Here is a 20,381-nt window from a genome sequence, read left to right on the forward strand (position 1 = left end):
TCTTTTAAATTTTATTTTTTACTTTATCTCAAGGACTTTTTAAGTAATAAGCGCAACCCAATAAGGATCAACTTTTTGTTCTAACATATAGGAGGCATGAATAGAAATGAAGCCTTCATCTGTCGTGTCTGAAGGTGCACCAATAGCTCTTGAAAATCCTCCATCTCTTGATTGATGTTGAGCTAGCCATACTTGGGCTTGTTCAACTTCTAACGGAAGGCTTCCTAGTAAATACAAAGCTCCAATCGCATGGTAACTTCCAACAAAACTAACAACTTGATTTTCTTGATATAAGAATCCACCTGTTTTGTCTTGTAAAGATTGAAGCCACTGAATAACTTTTTTCTCATGAGGGATTGCAACTCCTTGAACGAGCAGGCTATCAATACATCTAAATGTTGAAAAGACTTCTGACACTCCGTTTGGAATTACAGAAAATCCTCCATCTTCATTTTGGCAATTCAGTAAATATTGAATCAACTTTTCTTTATCTTTTGCTTCTGCATCCAATAAATGCAGAATAACCGCACCAAAATTGGTATGCCAAGTATCACTAGGATAACCTGGCGAATTTCCAAAACCGCCATCTTCGTTTTGGCAGGCTCTAACAAACTCTAAACATTTATTTACATCATAGTTTACTTGTCCCAAAATAAATTCAGAAGCAACGACACAATATGTCGTGAATAATTCTGATAGTAGTGAAGGTTGTTCGGCAAAACCTCCATCCTCATTTTGACAAGCAACAAGAGTAGTCTCTAGCTGCTTTTTATTTGGAATTTCTTCTCCAAGTAATGTCATATCTGCAATTACATGAAGGGCTGAAAAATTTTGAGGTGTTTTATCAGATTTTACTCCTAAAGGAGATTTATAAGCTGTCAAACCATAAGAAAAGCCAGAAATTGTCTTGTGAGACCATTCTTTATATTTTTCTATATCAATATGTTGCTGTGTCAATTTTCCTGCTGTGGCAGCATAAGGAAGGCTATTTTTATTTTTATCAAAGGAATGGCTTTGATAATCTATTTTTTTAAATTTTTGGCTCAATAACTTGGCATTTTCATCCAAAACCAATAGACCCAAAAGTTGAAGTGTTGTTATTTTTTCATGCAAAGGAAGGTAAGCTGTGTTCCCCACGTAAAAGGCACCTTTAGTATAGGTTGGTACCATAACGTGTCTCGCTATCGGAACCGTAGGACTTGTAGGGGTTGAAAACCAATTTCCTTGGCCAAAATTTATTCCTCCATTCTTAGTATCATAAAAATGAAGAATTTGTTCTTGCACTTCTTTCTTCATACTTTCAACAAGACTTTTAGTTGACGAATGGTCTATCTTATTCAAAGCCATAAGAAATACTGCATGACTTAACATTGATTTTATTGGAAAAGGAGATTCACTTTTTTGATAATAGGCACTAATTACACTGACTGAAATTGTTCCATCTTTGTCCGATTTGTCCCAAAAACCTTTTGTCAACGGATGTCTGTAATGTCGGTCAATGAAACTAATTGTGTCTTTGATAACACCAGTAAATTTTTGTCGTTCTTTTTCATCCAACGCACTTATAGCTAAAATCATTACAGACATATCTAGGAGCTTTTTTCCTGCAAAAAACATAGGGGTGCCATCTCCGTTGATTTTAGAATATGCCCCTTTTTCAGGATCAATAAAGGCTTTGAGAAAATCAATAAATATACTGCCCAAATCTGTTCTTCCAATTTGATTTAAGATATAAAGTAAAAGAGAAACATCTAATAACTTAATAGAGGTATCAATAGCATCATTCCAATCCTGACTTAATATAGTTGCTTTGTTTTTAATGATATATTGTTTACTTATTCTTTCGATTGCTTCAGAAGAAGTTTTTACCAAAATTTTATCTTCTAAACCTCTAGCTGCAACGTAACGTGCAAATTGAGCAAGAGCTTGTATGAAAATTGTTTTTACTATCCCTATCTCTTGCTTAATATTTGTTCCATCAAGAATTTCATAGAATCCTCCATTTTCTTTGTCTTGGAATTGTTCCATATCTTTCAACAACGTTAAAACCATCTTTTTATCATTTTGCTTTGAAAAGGCGAGAAGACCTAAAGAAACATCAAGAAGTGTTTTATCTTCTGTCACAATATCCTGTTTGTCCCGATTAACAACACTATAAAATGCTCCGTAATACTCATCATAAAGATTATTTTTGATGTAATCCGAAAGAGTTTTTAAAATATAAACCATCTTCATTCACCTCCATTTACAATCAACTTCATGATAAGTTCAGCGGCCTCAGTCAAGCCATTATGTGTTGGAGTCAGTTTTTGATAAGCTGCAATAAAATCAACCTGTTGGCTCAAAACTTTTTTTATCAAAGCACAAAATTCTGGAATATCATAACCCGAAAATACAGGAGTTCCCACTTCCTCTAAGCGTTTATATGCTTCTAACTCATGGTATTCCATAAAACTAGATAGATAAAAAATAGTAGGGATATTTAAATAAGCAACTTCAGTTACTGTAATCCAACCTGGATGCGATATGAGCAAAGCAGAATTTTGAATTAACTCCTTCCAATTTGGAATGTATGGCAATTTAATAAGACCACCTGCTTTTTGCGGTTTCTCTGAGGCACCAATCAAAACCATTTGAAGTTCAGGCACAGCTTTTTTTAATACTTTAAAAGTTTCCTCATAAAATTCAAAATTTTTATTTTTATTTTCTGCTAACATGGTAGTGCTACTAACAGTTGCGACTATATAAGGAAGAGTTTTATCAATTTTTAAATAATCAAAATCTAATGTCTTTTCTTTACTTTGTTCTTCTAGATACATCGAACCTGTAAAATGTACTTTTTCAAGATTACTCTGTAAATATTTATCACTTTCAAAGGAATCTAAAAATAATTTATCCGTGATAATCAAATCTGTGCTTTTTACCAACCACTTAAATAAACGATTCAAATCCTTTTGAGCGGAGCGTATCTCTTCCTGATTAACAGTAAAGCCTCCTAAAATCAAATCTTCTATTTTAACATCCACTAATGTAAAATTGTGCCGTTCTGTTACAAAAACAGTCTTAATCCCTGCCATAACTGCTGCAAATGAAGCGTTAATATTATAATCACTAATTAAAAGATCAGCTTCTTGTTCATCAATCAGTTGTAAATAATGAAGAATTTTATCACCATTAAAAAATGTAGGAACAAAATATTTTGAAATCATAGAATCCCAGTTCAAATTCTTTTCCAAATGAGAGCTTTGAGAGAAGTCTATAATCCCTGTTGGGTTTAAATCAACAACTTTTATGTCTGCTTCTTGAAATAATGTAGTAAAAACATCTTGCCTTGAGCCAAGTAAAACCGTAATTTCAAGCTTTGGATCTATTGTTTTGAGTTTTTTAGCAATCGTAAGCATTCTCATATTGTGCCCCGTCCCTGTGGGATTTGGGGCTAATAAAATCTTTTTCATAACCAGCCTCTAAAATTTTCTAACAAATTGTGATTTATCAACGATTGTATTATCAGGAATTGTTACTCCTGCTAAAATAATCGCCGAATCCTTAATAACCACACTACTTCCAATAATGACAGGTGCAAAAGTCATAGGGAGCTTTGAATAGTGATAATCATGGCTATTAGAAACAATATGCACATTATTTCCAATCCATGAATTATTTCCAATTTCTATCTGTCCTGCACCTTCCAAAATATTTCCATTGCCAATTTTAACGTTTTTCCCAAATTTGATGAAACCGTTCGTTACGCTATTACCAATCAAAATATTTCCATAACCTATTTTGCTTGGCTGGCCGATGAAATCAGCAGAAATATAATTTCCCGATTCATCTTCTCTTAAGTAACTGCCTAAATTTTTCAATTTCAAATTTTTCTCTAAAGCGAGTTTGAAATCTGGGAAACCATTATTTTCAAAATTTCTTTCTTTAATTTCAAGTTTATCTCTTCCGTACACTACTGAGTTGTCAGGGATGTATTGTGAAACAACGGTATGAGCACCGATAACCACATTATTGCCAACATGTACTTTTCCATAGATACAACTATCCGAACCAATCCAGCAATTATTCCCAATAATAGCTGATTTTATTTTTGTATTAGAGGCAATTTGAGTATGGTCCCCGATGATAGCATCTTGAATCTGACACCTAAAATTGATAAAAACATCATCGCCAATGGTTGAACGATTTAGCTTTGTTTCTGCTCGTATCCAAATATCATTTCCCAAAATACTTTTACGGCACTCAACATTTTCATCAATAAGCTGGTTCATAATTACTTCCTCATATTAGTACGATTGTTCAACGACTTTTGAACTATTATATAAAAGATAATACTAGATTTATAGTGAATCTAGGAAACCTTCCAAATACCGATCGAAAAGTTCATGGTTAATTGAAACATATTTTTCTCTTGATTCTTTTCGAGTAAAAGTCAATCCTGCTTCTCTCAAAGTTTTGAAGTGATAAGAAGCCGCAGATTTGGTTAAATTGACATTATCGCCTATTTCTCCACAACTCACTTCCGTCCCTTTTTTGATAAGAAATCGGATAATTTCAAGACGTATAGGCTCTGATAAAGCTTTAAAAATTTTACTTCTTATTTCATCTTCTGCTTTTTTTGATAGTTCAATAGTCATTGTATTATTTTACTACTTTTATCTTGATTCTTCAAGATAATTTATTCATACTTCTATAATAGATGAAACTAATTTATATTCCATTGTTGTTAGAAATGAGAAATCAATATAACTCATCCTCTTTTGTTGTTTTTCCGCATCCTCTAAAAAGGGCATTTGGCTAATTTGAGGCATCCTCTTGGAGTGGTAAAAGGGTATTTTATTCGGCAATTATAGGCAATTTTTCACAAACTAGGAGGTAGTTTCACAACTATCATTGTAAATTTCATCTGATTTATTTCACAGAAAAAAGCCCTGAACGCTTAGTGGTTCAACGTTTGTCGCCACTATTATCGTACCTTTTCATATTATGAGCGCACTATGAGCATTGGGTTTTGACAAGTATAGGCAAGCTATTTTTTAGAATGGGAATGAAATACTCTTCCAAGGCTTTTCAAATTATTATTTGTTTTTCAATCCAACTAATTCTCGTTGCTTACGATTTGCTTCATCTGCGAAAAATTTAAAAACAGTTTTAACTTCCTTAGCCGTAGCTTCATTTGAGAGTTTTCCTAAACTCGAACCATACTTATTAGCTATTTCTTGCACTTTTTCTTTTTCAGTCATTAATTTTTTCCTCCAATTCTTCACGAGTATATTCCTGAGCGATAACAAGTTCAATATTTTCTGCATCAAAATGAACATCAGAAATATTATTATTAAAGTCTTTTAACACAATGTTTAACTCAACTTCAGGATACTTTGCCTTCGCTTTGATAATATTTTCTCTTGATTTAAAAAAAGCATTAATAAACGTTTGTTTTGGTACAACTCGTCCTTCTACTTTCTCTCGCTTTTTAGTAAAATCCCATGCAATCAAAGGTTTTTGATAAACATAAAATATTATTGGTTTAAAATTATTTTTTATGACACGCTTAATATTGTTGTTCGAGCTAATCAAAGCAAAAGTTGCATCTAGAATAAAAGAGTACTCATTTTCAACCATATATTTAAACGATTGCTCTACCAGCCATGAAGCTGCTTTTTGAAATTCACTTGAGTTGCTTCCATTATAACCAGGAAACTTTGAACGAAAATAATCTGCATCAATTACAACATAATCAGGATAAATAGATGAAATAGAGCTTGCGACTTCACTTTTTCCGGCACCAGGACTTCCAGCCATAAATACGGCAGTTTTATCTTCAAGCTTCTTTTTATCTTCTACAATATCAGCTATAAAATTATCTTTATGTTTTTTTGCGTACTCCAAATGAAAATCAATCTGCTCAACCATCTATCTCCCTCCTGATCTCTTGATATACCTATCTTAACATATTTTTAGAACATGAGCTAAAAATTTAAGCCCTATATTAAGTACGGTATTCAAATATAGGGAAAGTAATTGCTATATGTCAGTCGTGAATTTTATAAAAAATCTACATGCTTAAAATTTTTTCCATCCACTTTATTATACCATAAAGAAAAATGCTTATGATTAATATGAAAACACAGTTCAATAATTTTATTAAAAATAACAAGCATGAAAAAAGACCGCTTAGCAAGGAGTTCGAGGTAATATTATTTCCATTTTTGTTTTACGATCTCTAGTTTTTTTGTATAGCTGTAATGTTCCACCGTCTCGATTTGGAAATCATCCAAATTTTGTGCCAAATCCCCCTCACATTTCAAACTAAACCATTCAATAATTACTTCATCTCCTTCTAAGTTATCCTTTTCTCTTTTATACGTTGCTTCTATTTTCATACTGTCTTTGATACAATAACAAATTGGGTTTTGGTCGTTTCACACTATGTAAAATTGGGTTTTGGGTACAAAAAAACGCCTAACCACTGGGGTTAGACGTTGATATTATTTTAATCCACTGATTGAATCAAGTCTCCAGAGACATCTACCTTTCCTTCTTTTACCAGATAATCGAATGCTTGCATATATACACACTTATAACCTTGTGTTAGGCGTGTTTTATCAAAGACTTCCTTGTTTATGTGTCGCATTAAATCGATTGTTTTATATCCCACATATTTTTTAGCAACTATCATGATTATATCTGATAACCCTGTAATATTGGCTTTGAAGTCATAGACATCTCCATAAAAGAACGGAAGAGCACTTTCTTCTTCGAAAGCTGAGACCATGATTAAATTGGAGACTTCTTCTTCAACAGAATTTGACGCCAACTCGGGTTCATCTAAATCAGAATAATTTTCAATAGCTTGCTCGATTGCATTTATAAGGTTGTTTTTTTCGTTTGTATTGTCATGAATCCATGTTGTCGACCAAACTCTATAAAAATTCCAGCCTTTTGATTCTAATATTTCTTGTCTCAAACGGTCTCTATCTCGGGCTGTTCTTGAAGAGTGGTAAGCAGCTCCATCACATTCGACAGCTAGCACATATCTTCCAGGAATTTTTGGATGGACTACTGCCATATCAATGCGGTACCCAGAAGAACCAACTTGTGTATGGACATTATATCCTTTGTTTTTCAAATAATCATACACGTTCTCTTCAAAGTCAGAATCAAACTCAGTAATGGATTCTTCATCAAAAAGATCGTAACCAATTAGTGCTCCAACCCCTTTTTCTGCAAACTCGAGAAAATCTCGAAACATTAAACGATTCTCATTAGTAGTTCCCTCTACTGAAATATCAGTGCCCTTCATACTTGAAATAACATTCATAGTCTCTCTTGCACGTGAAACTGCTACATTAAGCCTTCTTTCACCACCTGTTTGAGTCAAAGGCCCAAAATTCATTCTTATCTTACCGTTTGGGCCTTTTCCATATCCTATACTTAAAATAATGACATCTCTCTCATCGCCTTGAACATTTTCAAGGTTTTTTACGAAAAATGGCTCAGGACTATTTTCATCAAAAAAGCTTTCAAGCTCAGGATGCTCTTCTCTTAATTGAAGTATTTTTTCTTCGATAATTCGTGCTTGACTCATACCAAACGCTACTACACCGAGTGATTTGTTCGGACAATTGGAAGCGATATCCATCACCGCTTTTGCAACTTCAGCAGCTTCTATAGAATTGCCTGATTTCGATTCCCAAAGACCATTCTGAACGTAAGTAAACTTAACATTACTATGAACATCAGAATTGTCAGTCGGGAATGTGTAAAGACGATTATTATAGAATTTATGGTTTGAAAACGTAATTAGCGACTCATCTTTACTACGATAATGCCAATTCAAATAGGTCTCTGGTATTTTTACGCTCAGTTCATCCAGAATAGACTCTAAATCTTGAACATCAACCTCATCCTCAGATAATTCATCATTTTCACTAGATGAATCAAAGAACGAAGTAGGAGGCATTTGTTTACTATCCCCAGCAACAATGATTTGTTTCCCACGGCTAATTGCAGCAACTGCATATTCCGGCTTTACTTGTGATGCCTCATCAAAAATAACCAAATCAAACTCCCACTCTTTATTAGATGCAAAATAAGTGCTCACTGTAATTGGCGACATCATGATACAGGGCTTTAGCCTTGGTAGCAAAGTCGGCAAATTTTGAATCAATTTCCGAGTAGGCATTAATCTAGATTTTTTTGCTATCTCCTTCTTCAATATTGAAATTTCTCCACCAGTGACCTTCACATTCTCATTAACGCTAGGTAACCTATCAACCAGTTCCTTAAAAATTCGATCACGTGCCAAAGAAAAAGTATTTTTGTCTTCCCGTTTGAATTTCGCAATTCTCGTAGACAACTCCTTAGTTGACAAGGTGCTTATTTTAGAGTAATTAGGGCTATTCTCAAGAACAAGAAGAATATACCGCTTCAAAAAAATTGGGAGAACCTTACTTGACGGGATTGCTGTCTTCTCTAGTTTAGAAACAAAATCATTTAATCCATAACTACCAAGCAATTCTTGCTTAATACGTTTATGTGTGAAGAACTCTTCGCGCAAGTTAAAATCTAGGTTGTCAATAAAGGCAAGAATTGATTTTTGATCCTTTTTAATGTTCGGGAAATCATCTGAGAACACATCTTTCAACTTCAATAAATTCTTTTTATTCTCAAGTCGTTCCTTTACTAACTCCATAAGGCTTATCCAATCGATTGAAATGGATCCATCAATAATCATCTCAACTTTTTCAAGAGGTACATACCAACCATCTCTGAATATTACTCTTTTGATTTCTAAAAGCCAATTATTCCATTTTAACCATTGCACTAAAAGATCTGAATCAATCTCATCGGAAGTCCCTAATTTTTTTGCTAAATTTCTTTCTAGCAAAAGGATTTCGGCATTCAGAATATCCACTTCAGATTTTTCGTTTTTAATTACAGACAATTTTTCAACATTGCTGATTAATTGTTCGTAACTTAATTTCAATTCTTTGGTCAATCTCTTATTCCTTGTAAAAATATCCTTATACTCACTCGAAAAAAGTCGTTTAAACATCGACTTATATTCATACTTTAGAACTTTAACTAATTGGTCAACATTTTCAGTATTGAGGAATTCATCTTCAAAAATATCCTTAACCCTATGCTCATTATCGGATATTGATTTTTTTAGTCCTTTCTTTTTCTTGTGTTTTGATAGTACTTTCTCAAGTTCTGAAATTACTTCTGGCAAATTTAACGATATCCATTTTGAAGGGAAATATCCATCTTTTTTTAAAATCAAGTCTCGAAACTGCTCAATGCTAACTTGTATATCTTCATCACTAAATTTATTTGATAGGATTGTTTGAATATCTTTTTCCAACTCTTCATTTCCAACAATCGTTTTACTTATTTTAGTAAATAATTCGGAAATTGAAGTAATTTTCGTATAAGTCGGATCCCCTCTAAATTCTTTCCAACCGTTTTCTTTATGTCTGAATGTATCTGAAATATAAGATTTTCCAAGCTCATCAACTTTTTGAAAAAGTTGTGTCATCGAATCATAAGTCAATTTCAATGTTGAATTATCCACATCAAAGAGCAAATCTTGTTCTTCAAGAACATTTGCGAGTTTTCCATGCAAAAAATAAAAAGATTTTTTTACGCTATTGTTCTCATCGTGTACGATTCCGTCATACTCATTTAGTTGGTTCGCTTCATTATTCAAATTATTGTATATCGATAAATTTTCATCTTTAAAGCGATATAACTGTTCAGATAGTTGCAGGGAGCTTTGAAGTTGATTCCTAATGTCCCCCTTTTTCTGTTTTGTGTTATGCAAGGTTAGTATAAACTCAGATAGCCCCTTTTGTTGCAATTTATGATAAACAACTTCAAGTGCTGCTTGTTTTTCAGAGACAAAAAGAACCTTTCTTCCCATACCGAGTTGTTCTGCTATGATATTCGAAATAGTTTGAGATTTTCCTGTTCCTGGAGGTCCTTGGAGAACAAAACTATCTCCTCGTCTTGCTCTACTTATTGCCTCTTGCTGACTCGAATCAGCATCTAGTATTTGTAGGCGTTCTCTTGAGTCCTCGTTTTTTAGATCAATTTCTTTGTTATACTCATCAAATAATTTTTCTACTTCAGCATCTATTTCTTCGGCTAGTGCCTTAATAAATGGATTAGCATGGATATTTTCTTTATTGGCTTCTAAGTCTTTTTGGATGACTAAATTCTGGAAGTTGAAAGTGTCTATAATGACCGTCTCAGAAATTGTCCACCCGAGTTTTTTTATGATTGCTTCCACATATAAAAAAACTTCCGAGATTGATGAGAATGTAAAGTTCTCATCAATCGAAACTCCGAAATCATCAAGTACCTTCTTAATAATTACCGGATTAATAGATATTTCTTCATCTTCTTTCAGACTTACTACTATTGGGGATGACAAGTTTTCTCTTTGTATGCGAATAGGAACTAGTATTAAAGGAGACTCTAATTGTTTGCCAAAACTATCATCCTCCGCCCACTGCAACAGTCCAAAAGCAGCATATCCAATATTAAATCCCATCTCATCTTCAGCAGACTTTACTTGCTTACGAATATATTCAAGTTTCCTTGTCCGATCCTTTATGAATTGATTTTGTTCTTCATCTAACGATAAATTTGGAGTTACGTCATAAAAAAAGCCATCACCATTAACAAGCGTATCGAACAAGCATTCAACATTACCATCAATTTTAAAAGTGCCCGTCTTTCTTTGCTTATAATTCAATAAACGATTCCGTTTTGATAAATCCAGTAGTTTCTTATTCCATAATTTAAACTTTTCCTCAAACAGACCTGAAGACATTCCTTTTGACATTATTAACCCCCGCCTTTTCCTCATTCCTCGATACTTTTACAGAAGAAACTGGGTAATATCCATTTTCCAATAGCCAACCCTTTCCCTATGTAACTGTTGTTATAATTATATCACATATCACTATATTGCTTAAAATAATAACGCCTAACCGCTAGGGTTAGACGATTCGTTATTTCAAACGCTCACTTCACTCCCGTCCTTAAACCGCACAATCACGTCCTCCTGCCCAACCGTTATGCACTCCACCAAGTTTTGAAATTGTTCCTCATTATACTCGGTTACCATGCCAACCTTTTTGATTTCAGAAATGAAACGTTCAATGTTTTCTCGCTTGACGTTTCGCTTTAGAATTTCGTCTTTGACTGCTTCTAGCTTTGCGTTAGCATCTTCAAACTGTTTTACTAAACCGTTGTATCGTTTCTCGTATTCCACTTGGTCAAGTGCGACTCGTGCATTTTCTTCAATCGCTGCGTTAATGGTTTCTGCGAAATCGTTCACTTGAGTTTCGAGTATTTCTTGTTCAAGGCTCAATTCTGTTATGCCAAATAGTAGTTCTTTCATCTCCTTGAAGTTTGAAATAATTTCTTCTCGGACGTCTAGCAGTTTATTGACTGCTGCTACAAAAATCTCTTTTATCTCATCATCTGTTTTGTGTGGCGTTTGGCATTTCCCAATGCCTTCATACTTGTGATTACATTGCCAGACAACTCTTCGGTATTTCGAGTTCGAATGCCATACCTTGCTGCCGTACCATGACCCACATTTGCAACACTTAATCTTGCTTGAAAAGGTACGAACACTACTGAGACGATTCTTCCCTTTCGTTCTTAGAGCAACTTTGTTTTGCACGGTGTCCCAAATCGCTGGATCGATGATTGCCTCATGGTTGGCTTTGACGTAGTACTGGGTAATCTCCCCAGCGTTTTATTTCTTCTCGTTGGTCAAGAAATCGACCGTGTAGTATTTCTGCAGTAAGGCATCTCCCTTGTACTTCTCGTTTGTCAGAATACTTTTGATGTGACCTGCGTTCCAAGGTGTCCCGTCATGATTCGCTTTTGGAACGTTTTCTTCGGTTAAGAGTTTCGCTATGGCATAATAAGGTTTCCCTTTTAAGAACAAGGCATAAATGCGTTTGACGATTTTGGCTTGTTCTGGGTTTACGACTAGGTTCCTGTCTGGCCCCATGTCATAGCCTAAGAATCGTTTGAACGGAACGGTCACTTTTCCGTCTGCGAATCGTTTCCTGTGTCCCCAACTCACGTTTTCACTAATGGAACGTGACTCTTCTTGAGCCAGACTCGACATAATCGTGATGAGGAGTTCGCCTTTTGAATCTAGCGTCCAAATGTTTTCTTTCTCAAAAAATATCTCCACACCTTTTTCTTTGAGTTGTCGAACGGTCGTTAAGCTATCTACGGTATTTCTGGCGAACCTGCTTACGGATTTCGTCACGATTAAATCAATTTTACCGTCTAAGGCATCTGTGATCATCTTCTGAAAGCCAATCCGCTTTTTCGTGTTGGTTGCGGTAATGCCTTCATCTGAATACATTCCTGCAAAGTCCCAATCTTCCCGACCTTGGATGTAGGTCGTGTAGTAATCAATCTGCGCCTCGTAGCTTGTTTGCTGTTCTTCTTGCTCGGTTGACACACGAGCGTAGGCAGCCACTCTTCGCTTTTTCATCTGCGTGATTGCCGTTTGGTTGAACTTACTTATCGTTGCGGGTATCGTGGTTACTTTTTTGCTCACGTTTTTCTCGCTTCCTTCCTTTTAATTTTTTGCTTAGTGCTTGTCGCATTTCATCTGTCCATTCTACTTTTCTGGGGTTTTCGTGTCTCTCAAATGTACGCTGCACCACTTTGCCATTTTGAAAAACAAAGTCTAGTTGAAATTCTGTTGTAAGAATATGATCGATTTCTTTTGAGAATTGCTCCTCGTCAAAGTCTGCTAAACCTAATACATCTGAGGCTATTTCTTTGATTTGCCATTCCTTGATGTTTTTGGAGGGACAAAATTTTGCTCCTTTGTTTTGCTTCGTTCGACAGCTCCAAAAATGATAAGGCTTCTTCGCACTGCTAATTCGCCTTTGATAATTATAACCACAACAGCCACAACGAATGTTACTCGTCAAGCAACTCGTGTTGATGCTCCAATTCGATGTGACTCCTTGTGCTTGTCGGCTCGTTCTTCTTGGACTGCTTGAAAAGTCTCAAGTGAGATGATTGCCTCATGATGATTTTCCACCAAATATTGGGGTAACTCTCCATTGTTCCGTTTTGACTTTTTCGTCAAGGGATCGACGACAAACTCTTTTTGAAGCAGTAGATTTCCTGTATAGGTCACGTTAAGTAATATACTTCGAACTGATTCGCCTTTGAAATCTCCACCTGTAAATCCTTTAATGCCTCGTGCTGTTAGCATTTTGGCTGTTTTCTCTGCCGAGATTTGCTTGAAGTAATTGGCATAGATTTCTTGTACTACCTTAGCCTCTTTAGGCACTACAACAAGGTCATCCCCTTGCCAGCGATAGCCATACAGATTAATTCTTGCATTGGGCTTGCCTTTTTTGTAGCGTTTTTGAATGCTCCATTTGATGTTTTTACTCATACTTTGGATTTCTTCTTGGGCAAATGAGGCAAGAATCGAGAGCATCAATTCTCCGTCACCAGACATGGAGCGGATGTTTTCTTTTTCAAATACTACCTCTACCCCTAATGTTTTGAGATGCCGAACCGTTTCAAGTAGGTCGACTGTGTTTCTTGCAAACCTTGAGATGTTCTTCGTCAATATCACATCGATTTTTCCGTCTTCGCAATCTTGAAGCATTTGCTTAAATGATGTTCTCGCACTGACTGAACCACCTGATATGCCATTATCTGAGTAGACACCTGCATATTCCCATTCAGGGTTTTTCTGAATGTAGGCTGAGTAATAGCTGATTTGAGCAGACAAGGAATGTGGCGTTCTGCCTTTGTCTGCGGAGACTCGTGCGTAGGCGGCAACCCGTAGTCGTTTCTTGATGACAGGTCTAGTCGCCTTGATTTTTTGTATCTTTTTCACGATGAATCTCCTCCTTTCATACGTCTATCTATCACTCTAAAGGCCTTAAATAGCAAGTATTTACCTCAGTAATTGCGGAATAATGGGCTGGTATTTTTGAATGAGAAACTCCTTGATTTGGCGGTATTCCTTTTTTGAAATCAGTTGATTTTCAAGGAGCTGTTTTGTTGTTGATATACTCAATTCATAGAGTAATTCATTACGATCGTTCATCTGTTTTTCCTCCGAATCGTTCTTTGATGTAGCATTCATGACTGCAGTACTTGCGTATTGATTTTTCACTTACCTTGACTGTTTTCTCGCAACACGGACAGATGATGGGCTTGCCTCTTTTTAAATTGCCTTTGGATCGATTCTTTCGCCACCAATTTAACCGACAGATTGGACTACAGAATGCTTGAAATTTTCGTTTTTCTTTTTGTTCAAGCGGTTGATGACATTCTCGACAGGCGTTTATGCTCATGTTATGGGGTGCGGCTCTTACACCTGTCAGTCCTTGTTTCTTGCAGTAATACTTGACCGCATCTACCGATACACTTAGATGTATAGATATCTTTTTATAGCCAAAGCCTTGTTGCCGTAATCGGATGATTTCGTTTTTCTGTTCTTGATTCATTTTCATCGCCTCCTAAGTTACAGGCAAAGAAAATCGTCAAAAATAAACCCCCTATTAATATTTTTTTGCCGTAAAACAAAAAAACTCCTACAAGCATGACGTGAATCACACTTGTAGGAGTTTAATTTAGCTGATGAAAATATAATCATCACTTTCTTCTTTGCCAGTATTCCGCCCAACTGCACAGTAACCAATCGGTGCTCTCGCCCAGACCCAGTCATCTGAAATCGTGAACTGCTCTGCTTTTGGCAATGTCCAGGTTGCCCCTTTGTTGTAGGTGCCCACAACTGCTCCTGCGAGACTTGGCTTGTTTCGTACGTTGAGTCCGTTGATTTGAACCGTCAAGCGTTTTGTAGGGGTTGCTGGTGCTGGGGTTGACGAACTGGACGGATAGATTTTATTGTCTTTCTCGTCAAAGACGGCGTAGCCTGAATTGCTATCGGCACATTTTTTGGCATTGGTTAAATCTTTAAAGGCTCCTTTTTGACTTTTGGCATCTGCCCATGTCTTTCGGACACGATAAAGCCCACTTGTTGGTTGTGGTGCGGAAGTCCCATTATTTATCGCATTTGCCTTGTTACAGATTTCTTGCACTCGTGGTTTCAAGTAGGGACCAGGGCATGAGGTCGCTGAAAAATCGGAATGGACAAAGAGATTCTTACCCATAACCAAAGTGCCTAAGCCGTGACGTTTGGCAATATCCGCACAAAGCTTGGCACTTGCTTCAATCGTTGCCTGCGCCACCTGCCAAGTTGGGTCGCCCGTCAGATTACAATGTTCAATGCCGATACTTGAGATGTTAGCGTTCCAATTGCCTGCGTGCCATGCGGTGTTGTTCTCATCCACGTAGGCTCTGATTTCGCCGTTCTTGCCAATGCCGTAATGTGCAGATGCCTCTCTCGTTTGCCAGATGCCTGGCACAATGTCATAATTTGTCCCTGCCATGTGATGCAGAACGATTTTATTTATTGTTGCTCCGCTTCGTCCCTCGCTGTAATGCGGGAAACTTTGAAAGCCGTATTTAGTTGCTAGATTACTGATACCCATTTTATTTGTCCTCCTTGGCTAAATTTGCCAAAATGTCTCGCAGTTTTTCTGGGACTGGTAGCCCCAAGTTCACTGCGTTTTCTAAAATTGAAATCCCCTCATTTGAGACGTAAAAGAAAATCACTGCCGTGCAAATCACGCCATGATCACCGACAAAATAAATGTCGATGATATGGGCAATCCCGACTAGCAGAAAAATCATGATTTTCTTGACAATCCCTTTTGAGCCAATGCTGCTTGAGAGTTCTTTTCGCACAATCGCTAGCAGCACGCCTGTGATGTAGTCCACCACGATAAAGGCGAGTAAGACGTAGATGGTTTCGTGGTTACCAAAAAACCAACCCAACGCTCCGCCTAGTGTGGTTAAACTGACTTGTATCCAATGCCATAAGTTCATTTTACTTCCTCCATTTCGTTTTCTAATTGTTCTAAGATGAAATCAAGCAATTCAGCTTGATTGCCTGAATAGCTGACCTCGCTGTTTTCCAAGGTTTCTATCAAGATTGGAAACTTGTCTTTAATTTCCGCCACATCAAGACTGATTGCTTCTTGTAAGAGTGCCTGTTTTTCTTGATGATAGGTTTCTGCTGTTGCTTCGACCAAAGAAAAAGAACCCTCGTGTTGTACAAGTGTTCCGTTTTCATCTTTCATACCGAATTTCTCGAGCAGCTCAATCTCATCTTTGTACAACTCGTCAATCTTGACTTGTAGCCGTTTGATGAGTTTGGTGCGCACACGGCTTGCTTTGGGTGGCAGTTCAACTTGTGTTAAAAAATCAAGTGTCGCTACCAACCGTTCATTTTTTAGTTTGGTCATCGTTCAATTTCTCCTTTAATTCGCCGACCTGAACGCATAAATCGTCCACGACTAATACTAAAAGTTCCACCATATCCACATCAATCTGTATCGGTGGTTCTGGTTCAAAGTGTTCTTTTGTGAGTGCTTTGTTGGGGTGTTCTTCCATTGTCTCCTCCTAACTGTACTGTGTCCACGTATTAAAGGCTTGCGCTGCGTACCAACTGGTTACCTTGCCTGTGCTATCAATGGCACTGGGTAAGACAATCGTTCGCCCAGCTAACTTCTTACAAATTTCTCGGATAATCCCGAAATCCACATAAACGTCATCATCACAGAAAAATAGGTTTGAGCCCGCAAAAACAATCCCAGCCTTTCCACCTCCTGACTGAATGGTTTCATAGCTACTGCCAATGGTGGTTGTAGTCAGTCTTACATGGCGTTCTGTGCCGTCTGAATAACACACGCCGATTTTATCTTGAAAATAGACAATGTCATCAAAGTGGAATCCTTTACTCATGCCGTTTTGAAGTTTCTTGGCATACCATGCGAGTTTGATATTATTTGTCCCACCGGAGGTGTCTTGATGTGCCCACGTCATGTATTGCGCACCGTAAGCAAGGTCAAAGTCCAGTCCTTTCCAATCTGTGTGTCCTGTGATATTGTTCGCCCCAATCGTCCCAACCAATGTCCCCTCACGGTTAATCGTAATCCCTTGCGAGTCAATCCGTGTGACGAGAGTATTGCCGTCATAGTAACCAATGGTGGTGCCTGTAATTCGTATAGAGCTACTTGCCGTAATGGCTGTGAGGATATTGGCAGCTAATTTATCTGCGGTAATGGAACTCGCCGCAATGCGTGCAGCACTTAGTGTGCCTGTGGTAATCTTCGCGGCATCGAGACTTGCGATTTTCGCACACGCATCATGGTGGCGTTCGTTGGTACTGTGACACTCGCTGATGAACTCGTATAGGAGATTTGCACATAGTCCACTGTCCCTGTGGGGCTGAGTGTATAAGGTGTGGTTGTGGCGTTATAAATCCCTGCGTAACTCCCATTTTTGATAGAGAAGAAGGCAATATAAACATTCTCAGTGATCGTAGCTTGAACACTTGCTGGAATTCGCCAAGAGTGAACCGTGTTTGCGGTTGCCGTGACATCCCCCAGTTTGATCCAAGATGAACCCGTGAAAAGCCAAACCGTACTGTCTGACGTATCTTTTCGCCCGTTCCATGTGATAACGCTTGGTGCAACTTTACCTGCTAAAGGGATTTTGTAAATCGTCAAATAGTCCGTTGAACTTGAATAAGGGTTGGTCAAAACACTAGCCGTGATTGACAAGTTTACAATATCCTTTGAGAGTAAATACGCCGCAATTGTCGAAGATGTGTACGACCCAATCGCCAAACTTTCTACATACTGAGTAGCTGTTGGTACATAACCAATATAGCTTGGTGCTTGAGTTTTGTAATAATGGTAGTACATGGTCAAGCTCGTCCCGTCTATGAGTTGGGCGATAAATTTGTCGCCTGTATTGACCGCAATATAATCACTCCGCAAGTAGTTGGTGGCAGCTTGTTCTGAACCGTCAGTTGTTGAGAGTGTTCCTTGTTGCCAAGATTTGACCTTGAAAGGTGTACCAATCGCATCATGGGTTTCGGAAATGGTCGCAAGAAGCGTGTCTGCGGTTTGCGTGATTTTACTTTCAGCCGTTGTCACTCGACCTGTTAAACTGTCGACACTGGTTTGTGTTGCTTTGGTTGCGATTTGACCTGCTTGAACCGTAATGCTTGTCTCGGCAGTTGTGACTCGTCCTTCTAGTTTTGACAATCCGCTTGCGGTGATCGTGATTTTGTCCGTGTTCTGCGTGACTTTGGTTTCTAGCGTTTCGACTTGGGCGGCGGTCCTTGTTGATTGGTTTAAGGCGTTGACCGCTTTGTCAAAGGCAGTATTGGCATTATCCAGTGCCTCATTTGCCTCACGTTCGGCTTGTGCCACAGCTTGTTTGACTTCTTCTTGCGTCAAATCGGTCAGAAGTGGAAACCACTGGGTAATGCCGTCACGTGTTTCATAGACCCACATCTCTAGCTTGTCGCCATTTTCCTTGTACCACACGTCTCCTAGTTTGGGATTGTTTGGTGTGATTGTCCCGTAAAAGTTGGTGTTCTTGCCGTTGGCACTTGTCAGGGCATAGTTAGCATCATCTTGTGCCTGTTTAGAGATCGTTTCTACTTTTTTGATGTCTTTGCCGATATCTGTAAACTTTGGCGTGGTGTTGCCAAGGGTTACGGAAATGTAGCCTTGCATCAAAGGATCGTATTGGTAAGCCACCACGCGAGCAGACACGTTGAAGCCATCTGTTTCATGAATGACCGACACCACGTCTCCTAGATTGACCGTTTCAAGTGCGGAAAAATTCTTGTATTCTTCCGTTTTTTCAAGTGGTGCGAAGGTTACCTCATAAGTCGCTATTGGTTTGTCGAGATTGTTTTGGCTATACTCTAAATTGGCGAGTCTCCGAAGTTCTGCGTAAGCGAGTTCTTTGGTTTTGAACTCCCCTTCCTCCTCGCCAACTTTAACTTTGTCGTATTTGATGACTTTAATTTTTGGACTGACGTAATGGTTGATAAGCGGACTATCGACATACTTTTCAGGCAAGAATAAACCATCATAGCCCTCTGGCATGATGCGTGTCACGACTGACGAATAATCTACGTCTGACTGATAGCCTGTGAGGTTTTTCTTATCTCGGATTTGTACGCCATTGTCCGAGCCACGTTTGGTAAGCATGGCAATCGCAAAATTATCCCGAACAATTTCGCCACTCCACCTTGCTTGAAAGCCGTTGTCTAAGTCTGCATCCAGCAAGACTTCTGCAGGGTTGAGCCGTACTATTCTGGCATTATTGACCGCTGTGATGTTAGATGTGCCAGTAAAGCGGTGCGTGAACTGCGTACTATTTAGGATTTGGCTGAGTGCTTGCGTGCCAGTTTTATTGACGACAAACGTATCCTCAATGAGATTTTTCGCCAAATCGTAAAAGATATGGTAGGCGACAATATGCAGTAAGCCGTTGTTTTCATCGGTGCGTTCCGCAATCCGAAAAAGCTGTTCGGATAGTTCTGGAACAGGTACTTTGACAAGCATTTCAGGCATGAGTTCCGTACTATGCACTGCATGAATCGGATAATCAAACGCCAAAGAAAAAAGCCCATTCAGCTCTTCATGAACGACTGGACTGATCATATTTTCGTCAAGCACACCTAAGCCGTTGTGGCTGAATGTGGTCTCCGTTTTGTTATAAAGAGTAATCATAAATAGCGCCACCTCGGTTCAATTTCTACTTTTGTGATGCCCGTGCCAAGGGTGACCGTATTGCTGCCCACTCGAAATTCAGGAAAATCACCTGTCATCAAATTATTCGCTGCCACGTCCCCATAAAAGCATTCCTTCAACTCGCTATTGAGTATCAGATACTCCGTCTGCAAGCTCAGCACGATAGGCTTCCCATTTATGGTCAACGTCCTCGTCCCACTCCCGAATACCTTGATTCGAGGCAATGAGTAGACATTCCCACTATTCGTCACCGTACCTGATGAGGTTCGGTTGATGAGTGGAACATTTGCTTTATAGCGAAATGGCGAGCAGGTTATCTCAAGTTCAAACTCCCACATGGTGGAAAGCACTTGAGTTAGCCCACTCGCCTGAATGGTTTTCATTTTATAGTAAACAGACGGATCACTTGAAAAGCTGATAGTCTTGGCATTCAAGATTTGTGGAGAGATGGTTCGCCACACATTCCAGACATCCTTTGCCCAGATAACTGCTTTCAAAGAAAACGTCATATCCTTCCAACCTTTAAGTAAGGTCAAATCTCCCTCTCGTCCATCCACCTCAATATTTTCAATCACTCGTTCTGTTGTCGGAATGACTGGGACTTGCGTAATTCGCAAGCCCAAATCCGTCCGTGAATTGATTGTTCCGTCTAAAATAAATGCGTTCAAGCTA

At 38.1% G+C, this 20,381-nt stretch carries 19 protein-coding genes and 1 pseudogene; all 20 read right to left on the reverse strand.

Annotated elements, in window-relative coordinates; translation table 11 throughout:
- Positions 1 to 39: 39 nt before the first annotated feature.
- Positions 40 to 2,229, reverse strand: a complete 2,190-nt coding sequence (locus tag EQJ87_RS01625) for a prenyltransferase/squalene oxidase repeat-containing protein (RefSeq protein ID WP_190289017.1) — start codon at positions 2,227 to 2,229, stop codon at positions 40 to 42.
- A gap of 2 nt (positions 2,230 to 2,231) precedes the next feature.
- Positions 2,232 to 3,455, reverse strand: coding sequence for a glycosyltransferase (locus EQJ87_RS01630; RefSeq protein WP_130123042.1), 1,224 nt, complete (start codon positions 3,453 to 3,455; stop codon positions 2,232 to 2,234).
- Between the two features lie 9 nt (positions 3,456 to 3,464).
- Entirely contained in the window at positions 3,465 to 4,274 is an 810-nt protein-coding gene (locus EQJ87_RS01635) for a GlgC family sugar phosphate nucleotidyltransferase (protein WP_223804474.1), read from the reverse strand.
- A 69-nt stretch (positions 4,275 to 4,343) separates the two neighbouring features.
- Entirely contained in the window at positions 4,344 to 4,640 is a 297-nt protein-coding gene (locus EQJ87_RS01640) for an ArsR/SmtB family transcription factor (RefSeq protein ID WP_130123043.1), read from the reverse strand.
- A gap of 441 nt (positions 4,641 to 5,081) precedes the next feature.
- Positions 5,082 to 5,246, reverse strand: a complete 165-nt coding sequence (locus EQJ87_RS11480; RefSeq protein WP_190289018.1) for a hypothetical protein — start codon at positions 5,244 to 5,246, stop codon at positions 5,082 to 5,084.
- Positions 5,239 to 5,916: a zeta toxin family protein gene (locus EQJ87_RS01645; RefSeq protein WP_130123044.1), complete on the reverse strand. Its 678-nt coding sequence runs from the start codon at positions 5,914 to 5,916 to the stop codon at positions 5,239 to 5,241. The genes EQJ87_RS11480 and EQJ87_RS01645 overlap by 8 nt, the downstream gene beginning before the upstream one ends.
- Before the next feature lie 284 nt (positions 5,917 to 6,200).
- Positions 6,201 to 6,386: a hypothetical protein gene (locus EQJ87_RS01650; protein WP_130123045.1), complete on the reverse strand. Its 186-nt coding sequence runs from the start codon at positions 6,384 to 6,386 to the stop codon at positions 6,201 to 6,203.
- Positions 6,387 to 6,496: 110 nt separating this feature from the next.
- Positions 6,497 to 10,855, reverse strand: coding sequence for a DUF4011 domain-containing protein (locus tag EQJ87_RS01655; RefSeq protein WP_190289019.1), 4,359 nt, complete (start codon positions 10,853 to 10,855; stop codon positions 6,497 to 6,499).
- Positions 10,856 to 11,029: 174 nt separating this feature from the next.
- Positions 11,030 to 12,604: pseudogene (locus EQJ87_RS11810) on the reverse strand (recombinase family protein).
- Positions 12,564 to 12,986 (reverse strand): recombinase zinc ribbon domain-containing protein, encoded by a 423-nt coding sequence (locus EQJ87_RS11650; protein ID WP_223804476.1) that lies wholly within the window; start codon positions 12,984 to 12,986, stop codon positions 12,564 to 12,566. Before EQJ87_RS11650 ends, EQJ87_RS11810 begins: the two are co-directional and overlap by 41 nt.
- The gene (locus EQJ87_RS01665; protein ID WP_223804477.1) at positions 12,983 to 13,915 is read right to left on the reverse strand and encodes a recombinase family protein; all 933 of its coding nucleotides are present in this window, start codon (positions 13,913 to 13,915) and stop codon (positions 12,983 to 12,985) included. The genes EQJ87_RS11650 and EQJ87_RS01665 overlap by 4 nt, the downstream gene beginning before the upstream one ends.
- A 60-nt stretch (positions 13,916 to 13,975) precedes the next feature.
- The gene (locus tag EQJ87_RS11485) at positions 13,976 to 14,128 is read right to left on the reverse strand and encodes an SHOCT domain-containing protein (protein ID WP_190289020.1); all 153 of its coding nucleotides are present in this window, start codon (positions 14,126 to 14,128) and stop codon (positions 13,976 to 13,978) included.
- Positions 14,115 to 14,531, reverse strand: a complete 417-nt coding sequence (locus tag EQJ87_RS01670; RefSeq protein ID WP_130123047.1) for an RNA polymerase subunit sigma-70 — start codon at positions 14,529 to 14,531, stop codon at positions 14,115 to 14,117. The genes EQJ87_RS11485 and EQJ87_RS01670 overlap by 14 nt, the downstream gene beginning before the upstream one ends.
- A 126-nt stretch (positions 14,532 to 14,657) precedes the next feature.
- Positions 14,658 to 15,578, reverse strand: coding sequence for a peptidoglycan recognition protein family protein (locus EQJ87_RS01675; RefSeq protein WP_130123048.1), 921 nt, complete (start codon positions 15,576 to 15,578; stop codon positions 14,658 to 14,660).
- 1 nt (position 15,579) lies between these two features.
- A complete protein-coding gene (locus tag EQJ87_RS01680) occupies positions 15,580 to 15,975 on the reverse strand; it encodes a phage holin family protein (protein ID WP_130123049.1) in 396 nt (131 codons plus the stop codon).
- On the reverse strand, positions 15,972 to 16,394 hold the full coding sequence (locus EQJ87_RS01685; RefSeq protein ID WP_130123050.1) for a DUF1617 family protein: 423 nt from the start codon (positions 16,392 to 16,394) through the stop codon (positions 15,972 to 15,974). Before EQJ87_RS01685 ends, EQJ87_RS01680 begins: the two co-directional genes overlap by 4 nt.
- Entirely contained in the window at positions 16,375 to 16,542 is a 168-nt protein-coding gene (locus tag EQJ87_RS11490) for a hypothetical protein (RefSeq protein ID WP_190289021.1), read from the reverse strand. Before EQJ87_RS11490 ends, EQJ87_RS01685 begins: the two co-directional genes overlap by 20 nt.
- Positions 16,543 to 16,551: 9 nt before the next feature.
- On the reverse strand, positions 16,552 to 17,061 hold the full coding sequence (locus tag EQJ87_RS11655) for a hypothetical protein (protein WP_223804478.1): 510 nt from the start codon (positions 17,059 to 17,061) through the stop codon (positions 16,552 to 16,554).
- A 179-nt stretch (positions 17,062 to 17,240) separates the two neighbouring features.
- A complete protein-coding gene (locus tag EQJ87_RS01690; RefSeq protein WP_223804479.1) occupies positions 17,241 to 19,688 on the reverse strand; it encodes a phage tail spike protein in 2,448 nt (815 codons plus the stop codon).
- Positions 19,685 to 20,377: a phage tail protein gene (locus EQJ87_RS01695; protein WP_130123051.1), complete on the reverse strand. Its 693-nt coding sequence runs from the start codon at positions 20,375 to 20,377 to the stop codon at positions 19,685 to 19,687. Before EQJ87_RS01695 ends, EQJ87_RS01690 begins: the two co-directional genes overlap by 4 nt.
- Positions 20,378 to 20,381: the final 4 nt, after the last annotated feature.

This window comes from Lactococcus sp. S-13, from assembly GCF_004210295.1.
Classification (GTDB): Bacteria; Bacillota; Bacilli; order Lactobacillales; family Streptococcaceae; genus Lactococcus.